Origin of the sequence: Kitasatospora sp. NBC_00374 (assembly GCF_041434935.1) — a bacterium.
GTDB lineage: Bacteria > Actinomycetota > Actinomycetes > Streptomycetales > Streptomycetaceae > Kitasatospora.
This window is the reverse complement of record NZ_CP107964.1, coordinates 221,318-244,613: the sequence shown is the minus strand read 5'-3', so window position 1 is coordinate 244,613 and position 23,296 is coordinate 221,318. Positions and strand designations below refer to the sequence as shown.

At 72.5% G+C, this 23,296-nt stretch carries 16 protein-coding genes and 1 pseudogene; 9 read left to right on the top strand and 8 right to left on the bottom strand.

What is annotated here, in order from left to right:
* Positions 1-3: 3 nt before the first annotated feature.
* Positions 4-3,843, top strand: a complete 3,840-nt coding sequence (locus OG871_RS01125) for a hypothetical protein (protein ID WP_371493625.1) — start codon at positions 4-6, stop codon at positions 3,841-3,843.
* On the opposite strand, the pseudogene OG871_RS01120 reads toward OG871_RS01125, so the two are convergent.
* The 6 genes and pseudogenes from OG871_RS01120 to leuC all read right to left on the bottom strand — a co-directional run.
* Positions 3,833-4,201: pseudogene (locus OG871_RS01120) on the bottom strand (transposase); the annotation flags it as partial. The gene OG871_RS01125 and the pseudogene OG871_RS01120 sit on opposite strands and share 11 nt — an antisense overlap.
* A gap of 1,132 nt (positions 4,202-5,333) precedes the next feature.
* On the bottom strand, positions 5,334-6,578 hold the full coding sequence (locus OG871_RS01115) for a hypothetical protein (protein WP_371493624.1): 1,245 nt from the start codon (positions 6,576-6,578) through the stop codon (positions 5,334-5,336).
* A 1,171-nt stretch (positions 6,579-7,749) separates the two neighbouring features.
* On the bottom strand, positions 7,750-8,541 hold the full coding sequence (locus tag OG871_RS01110) for a hypothetical protein (protein WP_371493623.1): 792 nt from the start codon (positions 8,539-8,541) through the stop codon (positions 7,750-7,752).
* 151 nt (positions 8,542-8,692) lie between these two features.
* Positions 8,693-9,175 carry a SigE family RNA polymerase sigma factor gene (locus tag OG871_RS01105; protein WP_371493622.1) on the bottom strand — a complete coding sequence of 161 codons (483 nt, stop codon included), beginning with the start codon at positions 9,173-9,175 and terminating at the stop codon, positions 8,693-8,695.
* Positions 9,176-9,859: 684 nt separating this feature from the next.
* Complete coding sequence (gene leuD, locus OG871_RS01100) at positions 9,860-10,447, bottom strand: 3-isopropylmalate dehydratase small subunit (protein WP_371493620.1); 588 nt, start codon at positions 10,445-10,447, stop codon at positions 9,860-9,862.
* Positions 10,448-10,458: 11 nt separating this feature from the next.
* A complete protein-coding gene (leuC, locus tag OG871_RS01095) occupies positions 10,459-11,859 on the bottom strand; it encodes a 3-isopropylmalate dehydratase large subunit (protein ID WP_371493619.1) in 1,401 nt (466 codons plus the stop codon).
* A gap of 379 nt (positions 11,860-12,238) precedes the next feature.
* On the opposite strand from leuC, the gene OG871_RS01090 reads away from it, so the two are divergent.
* From OG871_RS01090 to OG871_RS01055, 8 genes are all read left to right on the top strand, one after another.
* Positions 12,239-13,030 carry a LuxR C-terminal-related transcriptional regulator gene (locus tag OG871_RS01090; RefSeq protein WP_371493617.1) on the top strand — a complete coding sequence of 264 codons (792 nt, stop codon included), beginning with the start codon at positions 12,239-12,241 and terminating at the stop codon, positions 13,028-13,030.
* A 144-nt stretch (positions 13,031-13,174) separates the two neighbouring features.
* A complete protein-coding gene (locus OG871_RS01085; RefSeq protein WP_371493615.1) occupies positions 13,175-13,774 on the top strand; it encodes a cobalamin B12-binding domain-containing protein in 600 nt (199 codons plus the stop codon).
* A gap of 41 nt (positions 13,775-13,815) precedes the next feature.
* Positions 13,816-15,129, top strand: a complete 1,314-nt coding sequence (locus tag OG871_RS01080; RefSeq protein ID WP_371503187.1) for a methylaspartate mutase — start codon at positions 13,816-13,818, stop codon at positions 15,127-15,129.
* Positions 15,126-16,103, top strand: coding sequence for a transporter substrate-binding domain-containing protein (locus OG871_RS01075; protein ID WP_371493614.1), 978 nt, complete (start codon positions 15,126-15,128; stop codon positions 16,101-16,103). Before OG871_RS01080 ends, OG871_RS01075 begins: the two co-directional genes overlap by 4 nt.
* A gap of 102 nt (positions 16,104-16,205) precedes the next feature.
* On the top strand, positions 16,206-17,213 hold the full coding sequence (locus tag OG871_RS01070) for a DMT family transporter (RefSeq protein ID WP_371493612.1): 1,008 nt from the start codon (positions 16,206-16,208) through the stop codon (positions 17,211-17,213).
* Entirely contained in the window at positions 17,210-18,253 is a 1,044-nt protein-coding gene (locus OG871_RS01065; protein WP_371493610.1) for an aspartate-semialdehyde dehydrogenase, read from the top strand. Before OG871_RS01070 ends, OG871_RS01065 begins: the two co-directional genes overlap by 4 nt.
* Positions 18,250-19,338, top strand: a complete 1,089-nt coding sequence (locus OG871_RS01060; RefSeq protein ID WP_371493608.1) for an aspartate kinase — start codon at positions 18,250-18,252, stop codon at positions 19,336-19,338. The genes OG871_RS01065 and OG871_RS01060 overlap by 4 nt, the downstream gene beginning before the upstream one ends.
* Positions 19,339-19,362: 24 nt before the next feature.
* On the top strand, positions 19,363-20,394 hold the full coding sequence (locus OG871_RS01055; RefSeq protein ID WP_371493607.1) for a TauD/TfdA family dioxygenase: 1,032 nt from the start codon (positions 19,363-19,365) through the stop codon (positions 20,392-20,394).
* An 83-nt stretch (positions 20,395-20,477) separates the two neighbouring features.
* On the opposite strand, the gene OG871_RS01050 is transcribed toward OG871_RS01055, so the two are convergent.
* Entirely contained in the window at positions 20,478-21,362 is an 885-nt protein-coding gene (locus OG871_RS01050) for a LysR family transcriptional regulator (RefSeq protein WP_371493606.1), read from the bottom strand.
* 44 nt (positions 21,363-21,406) lie between these two features.
* Positions 21,407-23,215, bottom strand: coding sequence for a 2-isopropylmalate synthase (gene leuA, locus OG871_RS01045; RefSeq protein ID WP_371493605.1), 1,809 nt, complete (start codon positions 23,213-23,215; stop codon positions 21,407-21,409).
* Positions 23,216-23,296: the final 81 nt, after the last annotated feature.

The following is a 23,296-nucleotide window of genomic DNA, read 5'->3' as shown; positions in this document are numbered from 1 at the left end:
TCGATGGGCGACTTCCTCAGCGAGATGCGGGCCCTGTGGAGCAGCGGCGAGCTCGACGCCGGCCTGTCCGCGCTCGCTCGCGACTGGCGGGCGGACCCCACCGACTACTCGATCGGGAATGCCGTCCGGTGCGCCGCCGACGAGAACCGCGGCGACGACCTCCTCGACACGCTCCTCGACCCGGAGTTCCAGCGTCTGCGGCGGCTGACGACCGGTCCGGTGGGACGCATGGACGACGGGCCGAACGCCCTCGGAGCCGATCTGCGCATCGCGCGCGACCACTTCCTGAAGAGCAGTCCCGATCTGGTCCGCTACCTGCAGGTGGTGCTCGTCCAGCAGCACCCGTTCGCCAGGCCCGGGAGCATGGAGGCGCAGCGGGCGCACTGCCGGGCCTACGCCGAGTTCCTGCAGCTCGACCTGCTGCCGGACGAGCGGTCGGCCGCCGGGCTCGACAAGGTGGTGAAGCGCCTCTTCGCCTCGAAGGCCCGCTACGGCCTTCGGCTGCGGCTCGCCGGCTACGAGCTCGGAGAGTGGACCTGCTCCTGCGGCCGGGTGACCGGGCTCGCCCGCCGGTTCGACCACCACTGCCCGTGCGGCGAGGTCGCGGGCCACGGCCGGATCCCGCACCCTCCCCCCGGCTGCGCCTCGTGCGGCGAGTCCGTCTGTTACGCCGTCTGCCCCGACTGCCGCACCAGAGTGACTTTGGCCAACCTGTGGCAGGTGAGGCGCGGCGGGGCGGGGCCGGACGATTTCCTCGTCCCCCTCACCGTGGACGTCCGCGTCGACGGCGAGTCGGGAGAACTCGAGGAGGAGCAGCGCCTGTTGCTGATGTGGCTGCCGCTGCCGATCGGTGTCCGCGAGCGCGACGGGGTGGTCGGCTTCGACCCGCCTGCCGTCTTCTGGGCCAGCGGCCGGGCGGAGCGGGACCGGCCGGAGGTCGGCGACCGGTTCCTCGGGTTCGAGGACACGGTCGCGTACGACCGGCAGACCGGGTTTGAGCCCCCTCTGCTGGAGGCGATGCTGCGGCGCACGCTGCTGCGGCACCGTAGCGGATACGACCGGTTCACGGACCTGCTGCTGGGCCAGCTGATGGAGTGGGACGACCACGAACGCGTGCGCCCTCACCTCTACACCCGCGGATTCTGGCACCGGCTACGGAAGGTCGCCGTGCCCGACCTCAGTCCGGGCGAGTTGGTGAGCCGGGGCACCGTCACGTTCCAGTGCACTGTCGCCGCGTCACCCAGACTACGGGGCAGGGCCGCGGTGGTCGCGAAGGACTTCGCGGCAGCGGACGATCGTGCGGTGCCCGTGCTGCACCAGGTCGGTGTCGCTCTGACGAACGGTGCGGTCCTCACCGCGAGCCCCCCGTCCGTCGACACCGAGCAGGCGTCAAGCCTCGATGAGTCCGGCCTGCCCGTGCCAGGTCGCCCGGTGCTGCCCGGCCAGTTGCTGGTGGGCATCGCCGCGCCCATGGGGCCGGAGACACCCCGTACGCCCGAGCAGAAACTGCTGGAGGTCATCTACCCGGGTCAGATGATGGAGGACCGGTCGCTGCGCATGCCGGGGGACCAACCGGGACACGTGCTGGACCAGTGGATCGATCCCGGCTTCCCGGCGAAGCACAGGCTCCCGGCTGCGGTGGGGCGCCGTTCGGACGCCGGGTACGGGCTGCAGACCCGGGTCACGGTGACCGTGGCCACCGACCACCGGGTACGGGACGGGGACGTCCTCACCGACGCGGACGGCGCCGATGCCGTGGTGTGCGGCCTGGTCGGGAGGGCCCCACTCGAGCGGCTCGCCGCCACCGGCGCCTCGCCAGACATCGTGGTCGCACCGGACCACCCCTGGGCACCACCGCCCGGGACGCCCCTTCGCACGGTCGTGGTGAGCTTGTCCGCACAAGGACTGGCGAGCCTCGACACGGCGGCGCGCGGCGCCGGCGGCTACTCCCTGCTGAACCACCAGCCCCTTCAGGGCGACGGCGGTGCCCAGCTGGTCGAGTCCGCGGACTTCCGGTGGCTGACCGCTCACGGAGCCCGCCACCTGGCCATGGAGCTCTACGGCCCGCGGAGTGACTGCGCGGCCTGGCGCGAGAGCCTCACCACGAGGCTGGAGACGGACGGGGTCACTCCGCTCGGCCCGCCCGCCAGCGGCCCCGCGAACCTGGGCGAGGCCGCGAGCCACGCCGTGCGCAGCCTCGGCTCGACGCTGCGGGCCGCCCGCGTCCTCCCCACGCTGACGGCCGACCGCATCAGCCTCCAGCTGATGACCGACAACGACGTGGTGGCCCAGTCGCACGGCGAGGTGCGTGACCCGGAAGGGATCAACTTCCGCACGACCCTTCCGAATCCCGGCGGTATCCACTGCCAGCGGATCTTCGGTCCCCTCCGGGACGATGTCTGTCCGTGCGGGGAACCCCGCCACCCCACGGACTCCGGGCGCACCTGCCGTGCCTGCGGGCAGGCGACCGTCCCGTCCGGCGAACGCGGCCGCCGGTTCGGCCACATCGAGCTCCCGGTGTCCGTCGTCCACGGCTGGTACCTGCACGGCCGGGCCTGCACCGAGCTGGCCCGCGCCATCGGAGTGACCGAGCACGAGCTCCGGCGGATCGCCGACTGCATGACACACGTGGTGACGGAGCCCGGGTCCACGGGCCTGCGGCCCGGGCAGCTGCTGGCCGACGACGAGTTGGTGGCGCACCCCGGCAGATACGAGATCTCGACTGCCACCGGCGGCCAGGCGGTGAAGATGCTACTGCACCGGGCCTCCGGCAGTGGCCCCTCCGGTCGGTACGGCCCACCACTCGACACGGTGGTCATCCGGCGGATCCCGGTCCTGCCACCGGATCTCCGCCCGCACGTGCGCACGCTCACCGGCTACTGGGCCACCAGCGACCTCAACACCCTCTACCGGCCGGTGCTCACCTGCGCGGCCACCTACCGCCGCCGCCAGGAGGAGGGAGCCAGCCCCAGGTACATGGACCGCGAGCAGCGTGAACTCCAGCTGGCCGTCACGCGTCTCCTGGCCAACCGCGACTGCCCCGATCCCGCCGTGGGAAGCGAACGGCACACGCTGGTCGGCCTGTCCGACCACCTCACGCCCCGGCCGACCACCACCGGTACGCTGCGCGAGGCGCTCCTGCTCCGGGCCGTCGACTACAGCGCCCAGGCGCGGTTGGTGATCGGCCACCCGTCGGCCGCCGGTACGGAACACCAGCCGGAGGCGGACCTGCCGACGGACGACCCGGGCGCCGTCGTCCTCGACCGCGGCATGGCCCTGCGGCTCCTCGGTCCCCTGGTGGTGCACGCCCTCACATCCTCGGGAGCAGCCCTGCGGCTGCGGGACGCCCGTGCGATGGTCCGGGCGCGCTCCACGGCGGCGTTCGACTGCCTGGACGCGGTGTGCGAGCGCGCGGTGATGCTCCTCGGTCTGCCGCACGGGCCCTGGCGGCTTCTCTCCGTCCGCGTCCGGGCAGCGCACGCGTCTGCCGCACCGACCGCGTCCGGCGTCGTCGTTCCGCCTGCGCTCCTCGACCAGGTCGGCTGGGAGAATCTGGGCGAGACCGTCCGGATCTTCAGCGTCCTGTCCCAAGAGGCACGGCAGGAGGCGGACCGCTTCCTCACCGCCGCGGCGTTGCGGCGCCGATCGGTTCCACGACAGGTCGAACCCGCCGCGGAGGGCGCGTTCTTCGACCTGCCGTGCGACGGACTCGACGGTCGCCTCGCCGACGCCGCACGGACACACGGCTCGATGCCCCTGCTACCGGACGACGCCCTGCTGCTGTGCGACCCCGCCTGGCTCACCGGCCACCGACCGGGGCCCCCGGCCGACCCAGGTAGGTGAGCAGTTTGCGGATGGACCAGTGGGTGAAGGGCTGCCCGAGCTTGGCCGGGCGGGTGGTGGCCGTCTGGACGACGAAGTCCTCGTCGTCAGTGCTGAGCAGGCGGGGACGGCCTCCCGCCCATCGAGGGTCCAGGCAGGCCAGGCCGATCTCGTTAAACCGGTGGATCAGGTCCCGGACGGTGTCCTCGTCGGCCTGGACGAGCTGGGCGATCACTGGCACCCGGTTGCCGTCGGCCGAGGCCAGCAGCATCATCGCCCGTCGGTAGCGCACCGTGTTGGTGCTGCCCCGGCGCACGATCCGTTGTAAGTGCTGGCCCTCCTGATCGGTCAGTCTCCTGACCTTGACCGGCTCCGCCACCGTGCCCCCACTCCGTTGGATGTCCGCCACATCCAACCGGTTCGGCCCCGCCACCACCAACCCGGTGAACGTTCCCGGTCACAGCACTACCCAGGTGATGTGACGGCGAAGTCCAGACGGCCGTTGGGCGTTCTCGATCACGGCCGGCACCGACCGCGATCACCCGGACGGGGCTCCCGTTCGATCGGCGAGTTCCTTGGTCGGTAGGGCAACGGCTTCCTACCCGTCGAGACGTGGTCTGAGGCGAGCCGCCAATGGTCGGGCCGGGGCGCGCCCTGTCGATGCAGGGCTCGCGGCGCTGGGAGGGTTCCTCCGGTGTGATGGCGGTGGCTCGCACGGGGAGTGCGGGTGATGTGTGCCTGAGGACGACCGGGAACGATATCGCCCACGCCGTCGGGCTGCTCCTGCGGCGGGGCACCCGCGCCCGCGTCCACACCCGCCTCACCGAGGGGCTGGGGGAGGCGGTCGATGACTTCACCTGCCGGGTCTTCGGCGGCTTTGCCTGGTCCGGTCGGTGCTGCGCCGCGGGCCTGGGGCGCGGGGTCGACCTGGGGCGCTCTGCTGTCGGTCGCCGCGCCGGCCGTGTGGAGCGGGCCGGCCTGTTGTGACGTGGGTCCGACCCGGCCGCCGGCCGTGTGACCGTGCTCGCCCGCACCGGTGACGGCGGCGGCATCGTGGCGGTCACCGGGCGGTGAGTGGTGGCCGCCGTCGAGGCCTCGCTCGGCACGTGGCCGCGGGTGGATGCCCGGGTCTTCGCCCGCCTGTTGCGCCGTTTCGTCGACGGGGGCCTTTCGTCGCCGGCCGTGACTGGCCGTCGCGGGCCTTGTCGAGAGGTCGTGGGCCTCATGGTGGGTGGTGTCGTGGGCTTTCTGCCGGTGTGGGGGTGGTCTTGATGGCCTGTCGGGCGGGCGGGGTCGCCCGGCGGGAGGGGGGACACCGCTTCCGGCTCGTGTTCCGCGTCGTGCGCTCGCGATACCGCCGCGCCCGGCGCCTTGATCGTCTGGGTTGTTCCTGGTGACGTCGTGGTGCGCTGTGACGGGTGGGGACTGTGGCCGCTGGGATTGGAACCGGGTCGCTGTCGGCGGTTTGGTGGTTTGGTGGTTCGGGTTCGGTGGGGGCGGGTGGTGGGTGCTCAGTTGGTGCCGCTGGAGGGGGTATCCGGGGTGGTGTCGGTTGTGCTGGAGGTGTTGCCGGTGGTGTCCGTGCTGGCGTCTGTGGTGGTGTCGGGGGTGCTGTCGGCGGTGTCCGGTGTAGGGGCGGTGGTGTCGTGGGTGGTGGTGTCGGGGGTGTTGTCGGTGCTGTCGTGTGTGTTCGGGGCTTGAGTGCTCTGCGGGGTTGCGTCGGCGGTGTTCGGGGTGGTGTTCGGGGTGGTGTCCGGCGCAGGGTTGGCGGTGTCGTGGGTGGTGGTGTCGGGGGTGTTGTCGGTGCTGTCGTGTGTGTTTTCGGTTTGGGCGCTCTGGGGGGTGGTGTCCGGCGTGGTGCTCGGGGTGGTGTCCGGCGTGGGGTTGGTGCTGTCGTTGGTGGAGTCCGGTGTGTGGCCGGTGCTGTCGTTGGTGGTGTCCGGTGTGGGGCCGGTGCTGTGGGTGGTGTCCGGCGTGGGGTTGGTGGTGTCGTGGGTGGTGCTGTCGTTGGTGGAGTCCGGTGTGGGGCCGGTGCTGTGGGTGGTGTCCGGTGTGTGGCCGGTGGTGTCGTGGGTGGTGGGGCCGGTGGTGCCGGGAGTGTTGTGTGTGTTCGCGTCGGGGGTGGTGTCCGGGGTGGTGCTTTGGGGGGAATCTGCTGTGTTGTTCGTGGGGTTGTGCTGGTGGGTGTCGGTGCTGGGGGCTGGGGTCTTGATCGGGTGGCCGCCCGGGTCGGCGGCGTGCCAGGTGCCGCCGAAGCGGGTGAGTCGGTGGCCGGAGGCCTGCCCGGCGGTCTTGTCGTCGGCGCACAGGTACAGCGGGTGGCCGTCGTAGAGGACCTGGATCGTCTTGTCGGCGCGGATGGTGGTGCCGAGCAGGCCTTGGGTGGCGCCCTGGCCGGCGATCGGGGCGGACGTGGTGGTCAGCGGGGGCAGTGCGGTGGCGCAGGCCTGGTAGCAGGTCGACATGGCGATGGTGTCGGCTTCGAAGACGTAGAGCGTGTGGCCCTGGGCGTCGGTGAGGACCGGGCCGAGCGGGCCGGAGTTGCCCACCGTGACGGTCGTGCCGGGTGCGGCCGGGACCGGCGCGGGGAGCCCTGCGGGCACGGTGGCGTGCCCGCCGGTGGGCTGCGGTGTGGGGACGGCGTGGGTGGGGCTGGGCGCCGAGGGGGGCAGTGGGCGCCACTCGCTGGCGCAGCTGCTCAGGGTGGCGGTGAGCATCGCGGCCGTGAGGGCGGCTGCCTGGCGGGTTCGGGGCATGCGCTGCTCCTTGGGCGAGGGTGGTGGTGCCTGTCTCCACTACCTCCCGGTTGCGGGTGCTCGGCCACTCCACAGGTGCTGTCGCGGACGCGCGGGGGAACGGTTTGCGCTGGATGGCTGATCGCCTGCGGGTCTTGGTGCGCTCCGGGTCGGGGGTGGCTCGCGCGGTGTGGGGTGGGTTCCCGTGCGACGGTCTGTCAGCGAGGGCGGCTGGGAGCGGCGGAGGGGCGGTCGGAGGGCGGTCGCGGGTCGGCCGGTCGCGGCGGCTGGCCGGGCAGGGGTCGTTCTGGCGGGCCGGGAGATCGGTGGATCTGTTGGGGGAGTGCGGTGTGACCCGTTGTGTGCGGGTGTGGACGGGACGGGGTTTCGGAGCGTTGGGGCGCGTCGCCCCGTCTCGGCGCCCGTCGGCTGGTCTTTCGCCGGTTCGCGTGTGGTGCAGGGCTGGTGTGTGCGCTGCTGGGTCGTTTCCCGGTGTCGTTTTCCGGCCCGGTAGCTCGGGTGCGGTGAGGAGTACCGGCGGTGCCTGTCGGTCGCCGTGTCCGGTCGGCGCCGACCGGGATCTCGGACCTGTGGCCCGGGCCCGGGGCCCGGGCCTGAGGCCCGGTGCGGAGTGGTGGTGCGCGTGCCGGTGGTCCGGGCCCGAATCAGGGTCGGGCCGCCGGCGGGGTTTCGGTGCGGGTGTGTGGGCGGCCTGTTCGGTGACGGTGTGCCCCGTGTTCCGGGCCCGGCTTCTGTGGCCGTCACCACCGGTCGGGCTGCCGGCCGGGTTTCGGTGCGGGTGTGTGGGCGGCCTGTTCGGTGACGGTGTGCCCCGTGTTCCGGGCCCGGGCCCTGTGGTCGTTGCCGTTGGTGGGGCCGTGTTCCGGGCCCGGGCCTTGTGGTCGTTGCCGTTGGTGGGGCCGTGTTCCGGGCCCGGGCCTTGTGGTCGTTGCCGTTGGTGGGGCCGTGTTCCGGGCCCGGGCCTTGTGGTCGTTGCCGTTGGTGGGGCCGTGTTCCGGGCCCGGGCCTTGTGGTCGTTGCCGTTGGTGGGGCCGTGTTCCGGGCCCGGGCCTTGTGGTCGTTGCCGTTGGTGGGGCCGTGTTCCGGGCCCGGGCTCTGTGGTCGTTGCCGTTGGTGGGGCCGTGTTCCGGGTCCGGTGCGCAATCCCGGTGCGTGGCCTCGGTGCGCTGTGTCATCCCGGTGCGTCCAGTGGGACGGCTTCCAGTGCGGCGAGCACCTGCGGGTCGCGGACCAGGGCGTCCAGGTCCTCGGGCGTCATCGCCCTGGACTCCTGTGGCTCGCCGCCTTCTCCCTGGGGTGGGGTGGCTGTGGGGAGGGTTCCCAGTCCGGCGATTCGGCCCTGTGGGGTGACGAGGGTGAACTGGGTGCCCGGGTAGGAGGTGGTCCGGTACAGCCAGCCGGTCGAGCCGTCCGGCAGGGTCCGGGACACGCAGTCGCTCGCGTAGACCGGCCGGCCGGCCCGTGGTTCGCACGGTGAGGGCGCGCGGCTGCCCGGTGCCAGCGGATCGCCCATGATCGTCGCCACCGCCGTGAACCCGCCGTCGGCGCGGACCAGCCGGAAGGTGGTCGGGCCGCCGCCGTCCAGCACCCCGGTGTACCCGGCCGGCAGGTGGGCGGCCAGGGCGGAGCGCAGCCGCTCGTGCACCGCGTCCAGTTGGTCCATCCCGTAGCTCGACGGCTGCGCCGTCGAGGGCCGGCCCCCGGCCGGGTCGAGCCCCACCAGGTCCCGCAGCCGTGGCGTCCCCGCCGGCCCCGCTACGGCCAGCGCCGCCGTGAGCGTCAGCACCGGTACCGCCGTCAGTACCGCCGCGCCGAGCGTGAGCCGCCGCCGGGCCCGCAGCCGCCGCCCGCCGGCCCGCACCGCCGCCAGCACCGCGGGCGGCTCCGGCTCCGGCTGCTCCAGCACCGCCCGGAACACCTCCGCCGCCATCCGCCGGTCGGGGTCCTCTCCACCGTGCGTCATGCCCGCTTCCTCCCTCTCGCTCCGCGTCCCCGGCCTCGCCCGTACACCCGCTCGCCCACCTGTCGTGCCGCCGATCGGCCGTGTCGCCCATCCGCCGCGCCGTGCACCTGCCGCGCCGTGCACCTGCCGTGCCGCGCATCTGCCGGCTTGTTCACGTGCCGGCGATCTCGTGCACCGAGTCGCCGAGGATCGTCCGCAGCTGCGCCAGACCGCGGTGGGCGTCCGACCGCACCGTGCCGCTGCTCCGGTCGAGGATCGCGGCGCACTCCTCGACGCTCAGGTCCTCCCAGTAGCGCAGCACCAGCACCGCCCGGTAGCCCGGTGACACCCGGGCCAGCGCCGCCAGCAGTGCCAGCCGCCGGTCCGGGTCGGCGCCCACCGCGGCCGTCTCCGGGGGCTCGGCGCTGGCCACCTCGCCGGCCGAGCGGCGCCGTCGCCCGTCCACGAAGGTGCGCACCAGCGTGGTGCGGGCGTAGCCCCCGGCGGTGTCCGGGTCGCGCAGCCGCGGCCAGCGCGCGTACACCTTGATCAGGGTCGACTGCACCAGGTCCTCCGCCAGGTGCCAGTCGCCGCACAGCAGGTACGCGGTGCGGCGCAGCGCCCCGTACCGGGCGGCGGCGAACTGTTCGAACAACCTCTCGCGCTCCGGCGACATCCGTGCCCGGCCCCCTTGTTCCGTCGTCCGTGCCGAGTTGCCCGCGCGACGGTGGTGCCCCGCGTCGACTTCTACACGGGACCGGGCGCGGGAAATGTTGCGTCCCCGGCGGATCCCGACCGTCCGCGAGGGCCGGCCCGCCGCCGTGCCCCGCCCGCCTGCCGCCTGCCGCCTGCCGCCTGCCGCCTGCCGCCGCTGTCCCGGGCCCGCCATGGCACGGCGCCGTCGAGACCCGCGCCGCCGCCATCCGCGCCCGGCACATCGGCTGCCCGCCGCGCCGCCCGGCCGCTGTCCTTCGGTTCCCGGCGCTCGTTTCGGTGCGCGGGTCCGAACCCCTGTGGGGAGCAAGCTCGATGAGGCCCTGCGGCCTGACGGCCGTCGGGGGTGTGTGGACATCCTGGTGTTCCGCGGTCGCCGCGAGGACGGCTCCACCGTGGGGATGGGTTCTCGGGTGGTGGTGGAAGGGGCCGGTGGTGTGCGGCGGCCGGTCGGGCCGGTGTCCTGGCCCGGTTCGCCGGGGGGTTGCCGGGTTGCCGGGTTGCCGGGGTGCCGGTTCGCTGGCGGGGCTGGGGTGTTGGCGGGGTGATGGGTTGTCGTGGATGCCGTGGCCGACGGTCCGCGCGGTGGGGTGGTGGGGGTGGCTGTGGGGTGTGGGGTTCGGTGTCAGTGGGTGTGGGGGAGGGCGGGGCGGCGGTGGTGTTCGTAGGCGGTGATGTCCGGTGCGTGTTGCAGGGTGGCGGCGATGGGGTCGAGTCCTTGCAGGAGTCGGGTGCGGGTGTCGTCGTCGATGTCGATGGGGTGGACGAGGTCTTCGCAGCGCAGTTGCCGGTGGTGCAGGTCGACGGTGAGGGGGGTGGTGGGGTCGGCGTCGATGAGGTTCCAGAGCGTTTCGACGACGTGGGGTGGTGCGGTGACGGTGAGGAGGCCGTTCATCAGGGCGTTGCCGCGGAAGATGTCTCCGAAGCGGGGGGCGACGACGGCTCGGAAGCCGTGGTCCTGGAGGGCCCAGACGGCGTATTCGCGTGAGGAGCCGGTGCCGAAGTCGTTGCCGGCGACCAGGATGGTCGCTTGGTGGTGTTCGGGCCGGTTCAGGACGAAGGTGGGGTCCTCGCGCCAGTCGGCGAAGAGTGAGGCGGCGTGTCCGGTGCGGGTGGAGTGGACGCAGAAGCGGGCCGGGATGATCTGGTCGGTGTCGACGTTGCTGCGCTTGAGGGGGGCGGCTGTGCCGGTGTGGACGGTGAACTTCTCCATGGGTGTGGACCTCACAGATCGGTGGGGGCGGCGAGGTGGCCGGCGACGGCGGTGGCGGCGGCGACCGGCGGGGACACGATGTGCGTTCGGGAGCCCTTGCCCTGCCTGCCTTCGAAGTTGCGGTTGTTGGTGGAGGCGGCTCGCTGTCCGGGGCCGAGGCGGTCTTCGTTGAGTGCGGCGCACATGGAGCAGCCTGCGGCGGCGCGGAAGTCCGCGCCGGCGTCGGTGAAGATCCGGTCGAGGCCTTCGGTGACGGCCTGCCTGCGGACTTGGGCGGAGCCGGGGACGATCAGCATGGTGGTGCCGTCGGCGACGCGGCGGCCGCGCAGGACGTCGGCGGCGGCGCGCAGGTCCTCGATGCGGCCGTTGGTGCAGGAGCCGAGGAAGACGGTGTCGATGGGGACGTCGCGCATCGCGGTGCCGGGGCGCAGGCCGACGTAGTGCAGGGCGCGTTCGGCGGCGGCGCGTTCCTCGGGGTCGTGGAAGTCGGCGGGGGAGGGGACGCGGCCGTCGAGGGGGACGCTCTGGGCGGGGTTGGTTCCCCAGGAGACGTAGGGGCGAAGCCGGCCGGCGTCCAGCTCGACCTCGGTGTCGAAGACCGCGTCGTCGTCGGTGCGCAGGCCGCGCCAGTGGGCGGTCTCGGTGTCCCAGTGTTCGCCTCGGGGCATGCCGGGTCGGGCGCGCAGGTAGGCGAGGGTGGTGTCGTCGGCGGCGACCATGCCGGCTCGGGAGCCCGCTTCGACGGACATGTTGCACAGGGTCATTCGGGCTTCCATGGACAGCGCGGTGACGGCCTCGCCCCGGTATTCGATGATGTGGCCCTGGCCGCCGGCGGTGCCGACCTCGGCGATGAGCGCGAGGACGAGGTCCTTGGCGGTGACGCCGTCGGGCAGGCGGCCGGTGACGGTGACGGCCATGTCCTTGAGCCGGCGCATCGGGAGTGTCTGGGTCGCCAGGACGTGTTCGACCTGGCTGGCGCCGATGCCGAAGGCGAGTGCCCCGAAGGCGCCGAGGGTGGTGGTGTGCGAGTCGCAGCAGACGATGGTCATGCCGGGTCGGGTGAGGCCGAGCTCGGGGGCGATGACGTGGACGATGCCCTGGTCGGGGTCGCCGAGCCGGTGCAGCGGGATGCCGAACTGTGCGCAGTTCTCGCGCATGAGGGCCGCCTGGCGGCGTCCGGCCGGGTCCCGGATGACCTTGTCGATGGCGAGCGTCGGGGTGTTGTGGTCCTCGGTGCCGAGGGTGAGGTCGGGCCTGCGGACGGTGCGGCCGGCCGCGCGCAGGGCGTCGAACGCCTGGGGGGTGTTCACCTCGTGGAGCAGCTGCAGGTCGATGTAGAGGAGGTCCTCGCCGGCGCTGCCGCTCCGTACGACGTGTGCGTCCCACACTTTCTGCGCGAGTGTCCTGCCCATGCGGTTCCTACTCCCTGGTGACGAGGTTGCCGGTGGTGTGATGCGCGGACGGCCGCTCCGCGCGGGGGCGGCCGGGGAGGCGTTTCGTGGCGCCGTGGCGGGGCCGGTGAACAGCGCCGGCGACCTGGGGTGCGGGGGCTGCCGGCGACCTGGGTCGTGCCGTTCTCCCGAAGGCCGAGGGCCCTGCGGGATCCGGGGCGTCACCGCGGGTCCGTATCCGGACGCCGTTCCCAACACGCCCTGCACGCCGTGGTTCTGACTGTGCTTAACTTACCGCCCGTGTCCACGATACAAGAAGATATGTATCGGATTCTGGACTATATGAAGAAACGTCATGGAAGGCCCAGGCCCGCGTTCCACGCGTTGAGGGGAAAGAACTATGCCGCGTATCCGCGCACCGAAGGACGTCTGGCTCGCCGACGGTGAGCTGGCCGAGCCGGCGCCGCGCGTCCTGCTCGCCGACCACGACCCGGTCTCCAGGCACGTCCTGGGCCGGGTGCTCGACAGAAGCGGGCGGCTCGCCGGCGTCGTCTGCGTGGACACCCGCAGCCCGTGGCAGGAGTGGCCGCTGGCCCAGGTCGACGTGGCCGTGCTGGCGGTCGGGCCGCAGGAGGACCTCACCCGCACCGTCCGTGAACTCGCCGCCCGGGGCATCCGAATCCTGATGATCGGCGTCGACTGGACCCGGCAGCGGCTGGACGGCGCCTTCGCCGCCGGCGCCGCCGGCTGCCTCGTGAAGGACGCCCGGATCGAGGGACTGGCCGCGGCGGTCCACACCGTGGCGCACGACCACACGGTGCTGTCCCCGGAGCTGCTCGGGCTGTACGCGCGCGCCCCGCGTCCGTCGGCCGGCCGGGCCGCGGCCGCCCGCGCCGGCGGCGGCCCGTCCCCGGAACACCTGTTGGGCGCCCTCACCGACCGGGAGCGCGAGGTCCTCGCGCTGCTGTCCGACGGGCTGTCCACGGCGGAGACCGCCGGGGCCCTCAGGGTCTCCCCGGCCACGGTCAAGAGTCACGTGTCGCACGCCCTGACCAAACTCGGCCTGCGCAACCGCCTGGAGGCCGTCCTGCTCATCCAGCGGGTGCTGCACGGCCACCACCCCGCTGCCCGCCCCCAGCACCGGGCGCACGGCGCCCCTCGTCCGCTGGTCGCACGCGGCGCCGGCGCCTGACGGCCCATCGGCCCCGCCGCGCGCCGGCCCATCGGCCCCGCCGATCGGCGGCATCGGCCAGACGCCCTGCTGGGACGTGGACGACCTGCAGCTCAGGACCGTAGCGTCGTTCTCACCGCCTCCCGCAGAAGAGGGATCCACCCGATGACTTCGATAACTCTGGCCCGCCCCAAGCGGTTTGTCGTATCCAGCGTCTCGTCCGACGCGCACATGTGGAATTTGGTCTTCCTGCAACTCCTCCTGGAGGAGCAGGGCGGCGACGTCATCAATCTCGGAGCCTGCGTGCCCGACGAGCTGATCATCGACGAGTGCCGCCGCATCCGACCCGACGTCCTGGTCATCAGCACCGTGAACGGCCACGGCCACCTGGACGGACTCCGGCTGATCCGCAAGATCCGCGAAGACCCGGACCTCGTGGGCCTGCGCGTCGTCATCGGCGGAAAGCTCGGAGTCAAGGGCGCCGGGAACGCCAAATACGTCGACGAACTCGTCACCAGCGGATTCGACGCCGCATTCGAGTCCGACGCCGGCCTCGGCCGGTTCGAGGAGTTCCTCGCCTCCCTGGAACCGGCGAAGCAGCCCGCCCTGACCAACCGGCAGCCCGAACCCACCAACCGGCAGCCCGCCCTCACCAACCGACAGCCCGAACCCACCAACGGGCAGCCCGCCCTCACCGGCCGGCAGCCCGAACCCACCAACCGGCAGCCCGAACTCGTCGGCGCACGGAACGGAGCCCGGAAGTGATCGGCGACGCAGAGACCGCCGCACCGATGACCGCCGCACCGATGACCGTCGCACCGAGGACCGCCGCCACCCTCCCCAGGCGGGGCCCGCACGGACGGTTCTCCCGCTTCGTCGGCAACGCGCGCGACGCCGGCCACCTGGTCGTGCAGCCGCGCATGGGATTCGGCGAGATGCCGAGAATGCGCGCCGGACTCCAGGCGGTCCGCCAGGCCCGGGGCGCCACCGTCGGCACCATCACCGTGGACAGCTACACCCGGGTCAACGACCACGAATCGGCCCGGCGCGCGCTGGCCAAGGGCGACGACCTCAACGGCTTCCCGGTCGTGGCCCACGGCCCCGAGCGGGTCCGGGAGATGCTCGCCCAGGTGGCCGGCGAACGGTTCCCGGTCCAGATCCGACACGGCTCCGCCCAGCCACAGGAGCTCTTCGCGGCCCTGGCCGCCGCCGGCGCCGACGCGACCGAGGGCGGCCCCGTCTCCTACTGCCTCCCCTACAGCCGCGTCCCGCTGTCCCAGGCGGTATCGGCCTGGTCCGAGTGCTGCAGGCTGCTCGCCGACCTCGCCGAGCCGATCCACCTGGAGAGCTTCGGCGGCTGCATGCTCGGACAGCTGTGCCCACCGAGCCTGCTGGTGGCACTCAGCGTCCTGGAGGGCATGTTCTTCCGCGAGCACGGCCTGCGGAGCATCTCCGTCAGCTACGCCCAGCAGACCGACCCCGCGCAGGACCTGGAGGCGCTGGCCGCCCTGCGGGCGCTGGCCGGCGAATGGCTGGGCGACGCCGACTGGCACGTCGTCCTCTACACCTACATGGGCGTCTTCCCCCGGACCCCGGTGGGGGCGTTTCGGATCCTGGAGGACAGTGCCCGGCTGGCGGTGCGCAGCGGCACCGAGCGGCTCATCGTCAAGACCCCGGCCGAGGCCCACCGGATCCCCACCGTCGCGGAGAACGTGGACGCCCTGGAGTTCGCCGCGGCCGTCGCCCGGGACGAGTCCACCCGGGCGCCGCACGTGCGCCCGTCGGACACCGGCCTCTACGAGGAGGCCCGCACCCTCATCACCAGCACCTTGCGCTTCGGCGACGACGTCGGCAGCGCCCTGGTGCGGGCTTTCGCCCGAGGGCACCTCGACGTTCCGTACTGCCTGCACCAGGACAACGCCAACCGGTCCCGGGCCCGCATCGACGCGCGCGGCCGGCTGCGCTGGTCCGAGAGCGGCGGCATGCCGGTGGCGGTGCCCGCCGACGGCGCCGGGGAGCGGGCGGTCACCGCCCGTGGACTGATCGACATGCTCGGCTTCAACGAGCGCCGCTTCGACCGCGAACAGCTGGTCGGCTCACACCCGAGGGGTATTCGATGAGCGCCACCACGACGGCCGCCGGCTCGACCGGCTCCGCCGGCTCCACCCTGCGGCGGATCCGGTCGGCCGGCACGCTGCGGGCGGTGGTCAGCCGCGGCATCCGCGGCCTGTCGCTGCGGGGCGCGGACGGCCACTGGAGCGGCATGGACGCGGACGTGGTCCGCGCCGTGGCGGCGGCCGCCCTCGGCGACGCCGCGGCGGTCACGTGGCTGCCCACCGACCCGGCGCAGCGTCTGGAGCGGCTGGTCGCCGGCGAGGCGGACCTGGTGGCCTGCAACCTCACCTGGACGCTCGGCCGCGAGGCCGGCCACCCGGTGCTGTTCGCCGGCGTGACCTGCTACGACGGCGAGGGCTTCCTGGTCCGGGCCGCCGACGGCATCACCACCGCGGAGCAGCTGGCGGGCCGCCGCCTGGCCGTGCAGGCCGGTACGACCAGCGCGGCGAACCTGGCCGGCTGGTTCGGCCCGCGCGCACTGGCCGTCGAGCCCGTCGCCTATCCGACGCCGGGCGAGGCGCTGGCGGCCTACGCGCGGGGCGAGTGCGCGGCCTACGTGCTGGACCGGGTCGCGCTGGCCGGCGAGCGCGCGGCCCTGCCGGACCCCGCGGCGCACGTCATCCTCGAGACGGCCATCTCCCGGGAGCCGATGGCGATGGCGGTCGGCGACGGTGACGCGGCCTGGTACCGGCTGTGCCGGTGGGTGCTGCGGTTTCTGACCGCCGCCGAGCACGCCGCGGACGAGGCCGCGGGGCAGGACCGGGCGAACGCCCTGGCCGCCGCCGCCCGTTCGGCGGGCCGCCACGGGCCGGCCCTCGGCCTGGACGAGGACTGGGCCGCTCGCGTCCTGGCCGCCGTCGGCACCTACGGCGACGTCTACGCCCGCAACCTCGGTCCCGCGTCGGGCCTGGACGTGCCGAGGGGCCTCAACGAGCTGTGGACCCGCGGCGGCCTGCACTACGCGCCGCCCCTGCACTGACCCGATCCACCCGATCCACCCGATCCACCCGATCCACCCGATCCACCCGATCCACCCCCGCACCGAGATCCCGCCGGGGCCTCGCCCCACAAGGAGAGTGACATGTCCTCATCATTGAAGTCGCGTGCCAAGGAGACGGCAGGCGCGATCGAACTCACCCTTGCCATGGTCCTCTCGGGCACCATCGGCATCTTCGTGGTCGAGTCCGGAGCCTCCCCCTTCAACATCGTCTTCTTCCGCTGCGTGTTCGGAGCGGTCGGTCTGGGGCTCTACTGCCTGGCCCGGGGCTTCTTCACCAACCACGGCTTCACCGCGAAGAAGCTCGGCCTGACCGCCCTGGGCGGGGTGTTCATCGTCTTCAACTGGGCCTTCCTCTTCTCGTCCTACGAGAGCACCTCCATCTCGGTGGCCACCGTCGTCTACCACACCCAGCCGTTCTACGTGGTCCTGCTGGGAGCGCTGCTGTTCCGCGACAGGATCACCGCCGCCAAGTTCGGCTGGCTCGGTGTCGCCTTCGTCGGCCTGATCCTGGTCGCCGGCGTCACCGTCTCGGACCTCAGCGGCGACAGCGGCTACCTGGTCGGCCTCGGACAGGCGCTGCTCGCCGCGGTGTTCTACGCCTTCGCCACCGTCATCACCAAGCGCGTCACCGGCGTGCGCCCCCACCTCGTCGCGCTCGTCCAGGTCGTCCTCGGCATCCCGCTGCTGCTGCCGTTCACCGATCTGGGCAAGGTCTCGCACCTGGGGAGCGGCTGGGCCTGGCTGGTGGGCCTCGGTCTGATCCACACCTGCCTGATGTACGTGCTCATGTACTCCGCCTACCAGAAGCTGCCCACCCCCAAGATCGCGGTCCTCGCCTTCGTCTACCCGGCCGTGGCGATGCTCTGCGACTGGGCCGTCTACGGACACCACGTCACCCTGCTCCAGGCCCTGGGCATCCCGCTGATCGTCGGCGCCAGCCTGGGCATCAACCTCGGCTGGCGGATCGGCCCGCGCCGCACCCCCGCCCCCACCGCCACCCCCACCGCCACCGCCACCGCCACTCCTGCCCCCACCGCGACCGCGACCGCGGCCGCCCAGCAGACCGTCACCGTTGGAGAGAACCGATGACCCTCGTGAGCGATCCCTCCGCCCCGCGCATCACCCTCGTCGGCGCCACCGGCGCCGTCGGGAACACCCTGATCCGGCTCATCGAGGAACGCGGCTTCCGGTACCGCGGGATCAGCCTGGTCGCGTCGGCCAGGTCCGCGGGCCGGGAGATGACCGTCGACGGCCGCTCCCACCGGGTCCACGACCTCGACGGCTTCGACTTCTCCGACACCGATGTCGCCTTCTTCTCGGCCGGGGGGTCCGTCAGCGAGAAGTGGGTGCCCACCGCCGTCGCCCAGGGCGCCCTGGTCATCGACAACACCAGTGCCTTCCGTATGGACCCCGACACTCCGCTGGTCGTGCCGCAGGTCAACGCCCACGAGCTGGACCGCCGTCCGGCCAGCGGCGTGATCGCCAACCCCAACTGCTCCACCATCCCGCTGGTCCGCCTGCTGCAGACGATCGAGGAGCGCTGGGGCATCCGCCAGGCGGTGGTGAGCACCTATCAGGCCGCCTCCGGGCGGGGGCACTCGGGAGTCGCCGAACTCTACGAGGCCAGCCGGATCAGCCTCGAGGACCACGAGGCGATGGGACCCGACGAGGAGTTCACACCGTCCCTCGCGTTCAACGTCGTGCCCAGCATCGACCGCCTGCTGGACAACGGGTTCACCTTCGAGGAGCAGAAGATGCTCCAGGAGTCCCGCAAGATCCTCGGCCTGCCGCACCTGGACGTCACCACCACCTGCGTGCGGGTCCCGGTCGTCAACGGGCACTCCGAGGCGGCCTGGATCGAGTGCCACAACCCGGTCGACCGCGAGGAGATCGTCCGGCGTCTGGCGGCCCTGTCCGAGGTCACCGTCCACGACGAGGTCACCGTGGGCGCCTTCCCGACGCCCCGCACCGCGGGCCACCCCGACCACGTCCACGTCGGCCGTATCCGGGTCTCCCCGCAGAACCCGCGCGGCTTCTGGCTCTGGATCGTGGCCGACAACGTGCGCATAGGCGCCGCCCTGAACGCCATCCAGATCGCCGAGGCCCTGACCGAGAGGGGTGTGCTGTGAGCAACCCACCCGCCGTCCTGAAGTTCGGCGGCTCCAGCTTCCGCTCGCCGGAGGCCTACGCGGACCTGGCGCGGGCCCTGTCGGAGCGGATCGCCGCGGAGCGCCGCCCCCTGGCCGTCGTCGTCAGCGCCATGCCCGGCGAGACCGAACGGCTGCGCGAGCGCCTCCAGCAGGTCAACCCCCACCCCGCGGACCCCAGTGTGGCCGGCCTGCTGACCATGGCCGACACGGTCAGCGCGCACCTGCTGGCCACCGCGCTGCACAGGGCCGGGCGCCGGGCCACCGTGCTCGCCGGCTCCCAGCTGGGGCTGACGACGGACAGCACGTACATGTGGGCCCGCGTCCGCGAGGTCGATCCGGCCCCGCTGGTCGGCGCGCTGGCCGAGCACGACGTCGTGGTGATCCCCGGCGGCCAGGCCGTCGACGCCCACAACCGCCCGACCTGGCTCGGCAAGAACAGCTCCGACCTCTCGGCGCTCCTGGTGGCGGCGGTCGTCGGCGCCGGCGAGTGCGAGATCCACTCCGACGTCGACGGCATCTACAGCGCGGACCCCAACCTCGTCACCGGGACCCGCCTGCTGCCCGCGGTCTCCTACGAGGTCGCCACCGCGCTGTCGCTGCACGGCGCCAAGGTCCTGCACCGGCGCGCGGTGAGACTCGCCCAGCAGCACGGCATCGCCATCGTGTGCCGGCACAACCGGGCGCCGTTCCCGGCCGGAACCACCATCAGCGCCGTCGGATCACCCACCGAGGCGGTGATCGTGAACCGCCGCTCGGTGGTCCTGGGCTACCAGGACGACGCGCAGGCCGACCTGGCGCACGCCGCCTTCCACGCGCAGGGTGTCGACACCACCCGGCTGGAGGGCGCACCACAGGTCGCGGTCATCGGCGGCTACCTCGACCTGGAGGAGTTCCAGCGCCGCCACCACCTGCCGCCCGCCCGGGTCGAGGGCATCCCGGTCTGCGAGGTGCACGGCAGCCGGGTCACCACCCACCTCGCCCCGGACGAGTACGAGGCGGTCGTGCTGGCCCAGCGGCTGCACGACGACATCGCCGCCCCCGCACGCCGGCTCACCTCGGTCTGAACCAACCACAGGAGAGAAACCGTCATGACTGTGATCGACCACCGCGGCCCGCAGGCCGTCCGCCCCCGGACCCTCGCCGAGATCGCCCTCCCGGACGTCGCCCGCGACGCGATCGGGCGCGAGCTCGCCGCGATGTCGGACCCGACGAAGGACATCGACCGGGCGATGGCGCGCTACTACCAGATCTTCGCCTCGCTGCCCGTCGACATCCTCCAGGAGATGCTGGACTTCGGCCGCCACCCGGACGCCCCGGGCGTCGGCCTGGTCCGCAACCTGCCGGTCGACGCCGAGCTCCCGCCCACCCCCCGGGACGGCAGGCCGTGCCCGGACAAGGCCACCTACACCGCCGAGGGCGTCCTGCTCGGGCTCAGCGGCCTGCTCGGCGAGCCCGTGGGCTTCCTGTCGGAGAAGGACGGCCAGCTGGTGCACGACGTCATACCCGTCGCCACCGGCGCCCAGAGCCAGACCAACCAGGGCTCCACCGTCTTCCTCAACTTCCACAACGACATCGTCCACGACGTCATCGGCCGCTACGACGTCAGCAACCCCGACTTCCTGGTCCTCAGCTGCGTGCGCGCGGATCACGAGGGCGTGGCCGCGACCTACTACGCGGACGCCCGGGACATCGTCCGGGCCCTGGACCCGCAGGTCCTGGAGGTGCTGCGCAGCCCGCTGTTTCGGCTCAACGCCCCCGGCAGCTACGTGCGGGACGTGGCCGGCGGCGCCGAGGTGCTCTCCGACCCGGTGGCCATCATCAGCGGTCCGGACGAGGCGCCGGAGATCTCGGTGTCGGCCAACGGCGTGCGGGCGATGACCCGTGCCGCCGAACAGGCCCTCGAGGTGCTCCAGGCGGTGTGCCGGGAGGTCTCGCACGAGGTGTTCCTGCGGCCGGGCCAGGCCCTTTTGATCAACAACCGCAAGGGGCTGCACGCCCGCTCGCAGTTCACCGCGCGCTACGACGGCCGGGACCGCTGGCTGCAGCGGACCTACGTGCGACGCGACCACTGGAGCATCCGCTACCGGGCGACCTCCGGCAGCCGGCGCGTCCACTACTGAGCCCGCTCGACCGTGTGGGCCGCGCTCCCGGACGACGGAGCGCGGCCCACACGGTGTTCGGCCCGGGGGAGTGGGCCGGTGGCTCACGCCGCCGCGGAGCCGGCCTCCTGCACGGCACGGATCGTCTCGTCGATGAACAGTTGCAGTTCGCGCGAGAGCCGCTTGCCGCGCCGCCACGCCAGCTGGGTGTGCACCGCGAACGGCGGCTCCCACGGCAGGGCCACGAGCGAGCCGGCGGACAGCGCGTCCCGTACGGCCACCTCCGGTATCAGGCTGACTCCCAGGCCGGCGACCGCGCCGCGCTTGATCGCCTCGATCGTGCCGAACTCCAGGAACGACGCGGGCTCGCCCGGCCCGGTGCTCAGCTCGGCCTCGAAGAGGTCGCGGTAGGCGCAGCCGGGCTCGGTCGCCAGGACGGTCACCCGGCGCAGCTCCGGGACGGTGATGCGGGACGCGCAGGCCATCGGGTGGCTGGGGGAGGCGACCAGGACGAGTGGCTCCGGTGCCAGGACGACGGTCTCCAGGCCCTGGTGGTGCACCTGCTGTTCCATCAGGAAGCCCACGTCGTAGGTGCCCTGTTGCAGGGCCAGGCGGGTCTCCGCGCACAGGCTCGGCCGCAGGGTCAGCTGGATGCGCGGGTAGCGGTAGTGGAACATCTCCAGGAGCGGGGGCAGGCGGTAGGAGGTGATGCTCTCCATGGTGCCGACGGTCAGGGCGCCGGCCGGCTCCCGGACTCCGGTGAGCTGGTTCTGTGCCTCCTCGGCGAGCGCCAGTATCTGCTCCGCGTAGGGCAGGAGCCGTTGGCCGGCGTCGGTGAGCTGGATCCTGCCGCCGAGCCGGTCGAACAGCTCGGTCTGCAGGGCCGCCTCGAGGTGCTTGATCTGGCTGGTGACGCTGGACTGCGCGTAGCTCAGTTCGGCTGCGGCCCGGGTGAAGCTCAGGACCGCGGCCACCTTCTGGAACGTCACAAGATGTCTGAACTCCATAACGGCTCCCGGTGAGATGGGTTGGTTCACCGAACCGGTGGTTCGGATCGGTGCTGGTGCGCGCGGTTGACGGCGCTGACGGCGGCTTTGACGGACGCCCTGGCGATGCTGGGGTCGGTGCCGAAGCCCCAGACGACCCTGTCCTCGACCCGGCACTCCAGGTAGGCGGCGGCCGTGGCGCCCACGCCCTGGTCCATGGCGTGCTCGGCGTAGTCGAGGATCCCGATGTCGACGCCGACGCCGGCGAGGGCGTTGACGAACGCGTCGACGGGACCGTTGCCGTGGCCGGTGAGGACGGTGTGCGCGCCGTCGACGACGGCGTCGGCGGTGAAGGTGTCCCGGCCGTCGTGTGTGCTCAGGGCGAGGCGTCGTCCCAGCCGGATCCGGCTGCCGGGGGTGTCGGCGGTGTTCTGGTACTCGTCCTGGAAGAGCGACCAGATCGCCGCGGGGGTGACCTCGCCGCCCTCGGCGTCGGTCTTGGCCTGGATGATCCGGGAGAACTCGATCTGCATCCGGCGCGGCAGGTCCAGCTTGTGGTCGTTCTTCAGGACGTAGGCGATGCCGCCCTTGCCGGACTGGCTGTTGACCCGGATGACGGCCTCGTAGGAGCGGCCGACGTCCTTGGGGTCGATCGGCAGGTACGGCACGCCCCAGGTGAACTCCGAGACCGGGACGCCGGCCGTCGCGGCGTCGACCTGAAGCGCGTCGAAGCCCTTCTTGATGGCGTCCTGGTGCGAGCCGGAGAACGAGGTGTAGACCAGGTCGCCGGCGTACGGGTGGCGCTCGGGGACGGCCATCTTGTTGCAGTACTCGTAGGTGCGGCGGATCTCGTCGATGTCGGAGAAGTCGATCATCGGGTCGACGCCCTGGGAGAACAGGTTCATCCCGACGTTGACCAGGTCCAGGTTGCCGGTGCGCTCGCCCTGCCCGAACAGGCAGCCCTCGACGCGGTCGGCGCCGGCCATCACGGCCAGTTCGGCCGAGGCGACGCCGGTGCCCCGGTCGTTGTGCGGGTGCGCGGACAGCGCGACGAACTCGCGGCGCGACAGGTTCCGCGACATCCACTCGATCTTGTCGGCGTAGACGTTCGGGGTGGAACGCTCGACCGTGGTCGGCAGGTTCAGGATGATCTCGCGGCCCTCACCCGGCTGCCAGACGTCCATCACCGCCTCGCAGACCTCCAGGGCGAAGTCCAGCTCGGTGTCGATGAAGATCTCCGGCGAGTACTCGTAGCCGAGGACGGTCTCCTCGCCCAGCAGCTTCTCGCCGTACTCCATCACCAGCCGGGTGCCGTCGACGGCGATGGTGCGGATGTCGTCCCTGGACCCCTTGAACACCACCCGGCGAAACAGCGGCGAGGTCGCGTTGTACAGGTGGACGGTCGCCCGGTGGGCACCGACCAGGGACTCCACCGTGCGCTCGATCAGGTCCTCACGGGCCTGCGTCAGCACGGAGATGGTGACGTCCTCCGGGATCGCGCCCTCCTCGATGATCGAGCGCACGAAGTCGAAGTCGGTGGCGCCGGAGGACGGGAAACCGACCTCGATCTCCTTGTAGCCCAGCTTGACCAGCAGGTCGAACATCGTGCGCTTGCGGGCCGGGGACATCGGGTCGATCAGCGCCTGGTTGCCGTCCCGCAGGTCGGTGGACAGCCAGCGCGGGGCCTGGGTGATCACCTTGCTCGGCCAGGTGCGGTCCGGCAGGTCGACCGCGGCGAACGGCACGTACCGGTGGAACGGCATACCGGACGGTCTCTGACGGCTCGTCGCCCCGGCGGCCGGCGCCGGCCGTCCGGGCGGAGCGGTGGGCACAGGAAGGTTCACGGTCGTGGTCATCGGGCTCCCCTGTCGCGTGGGCTGTTCGAAGGGGGCGCGAAAGGCGCGACGGCCGAGGTGAACTGACGTGCGCAGCACCGG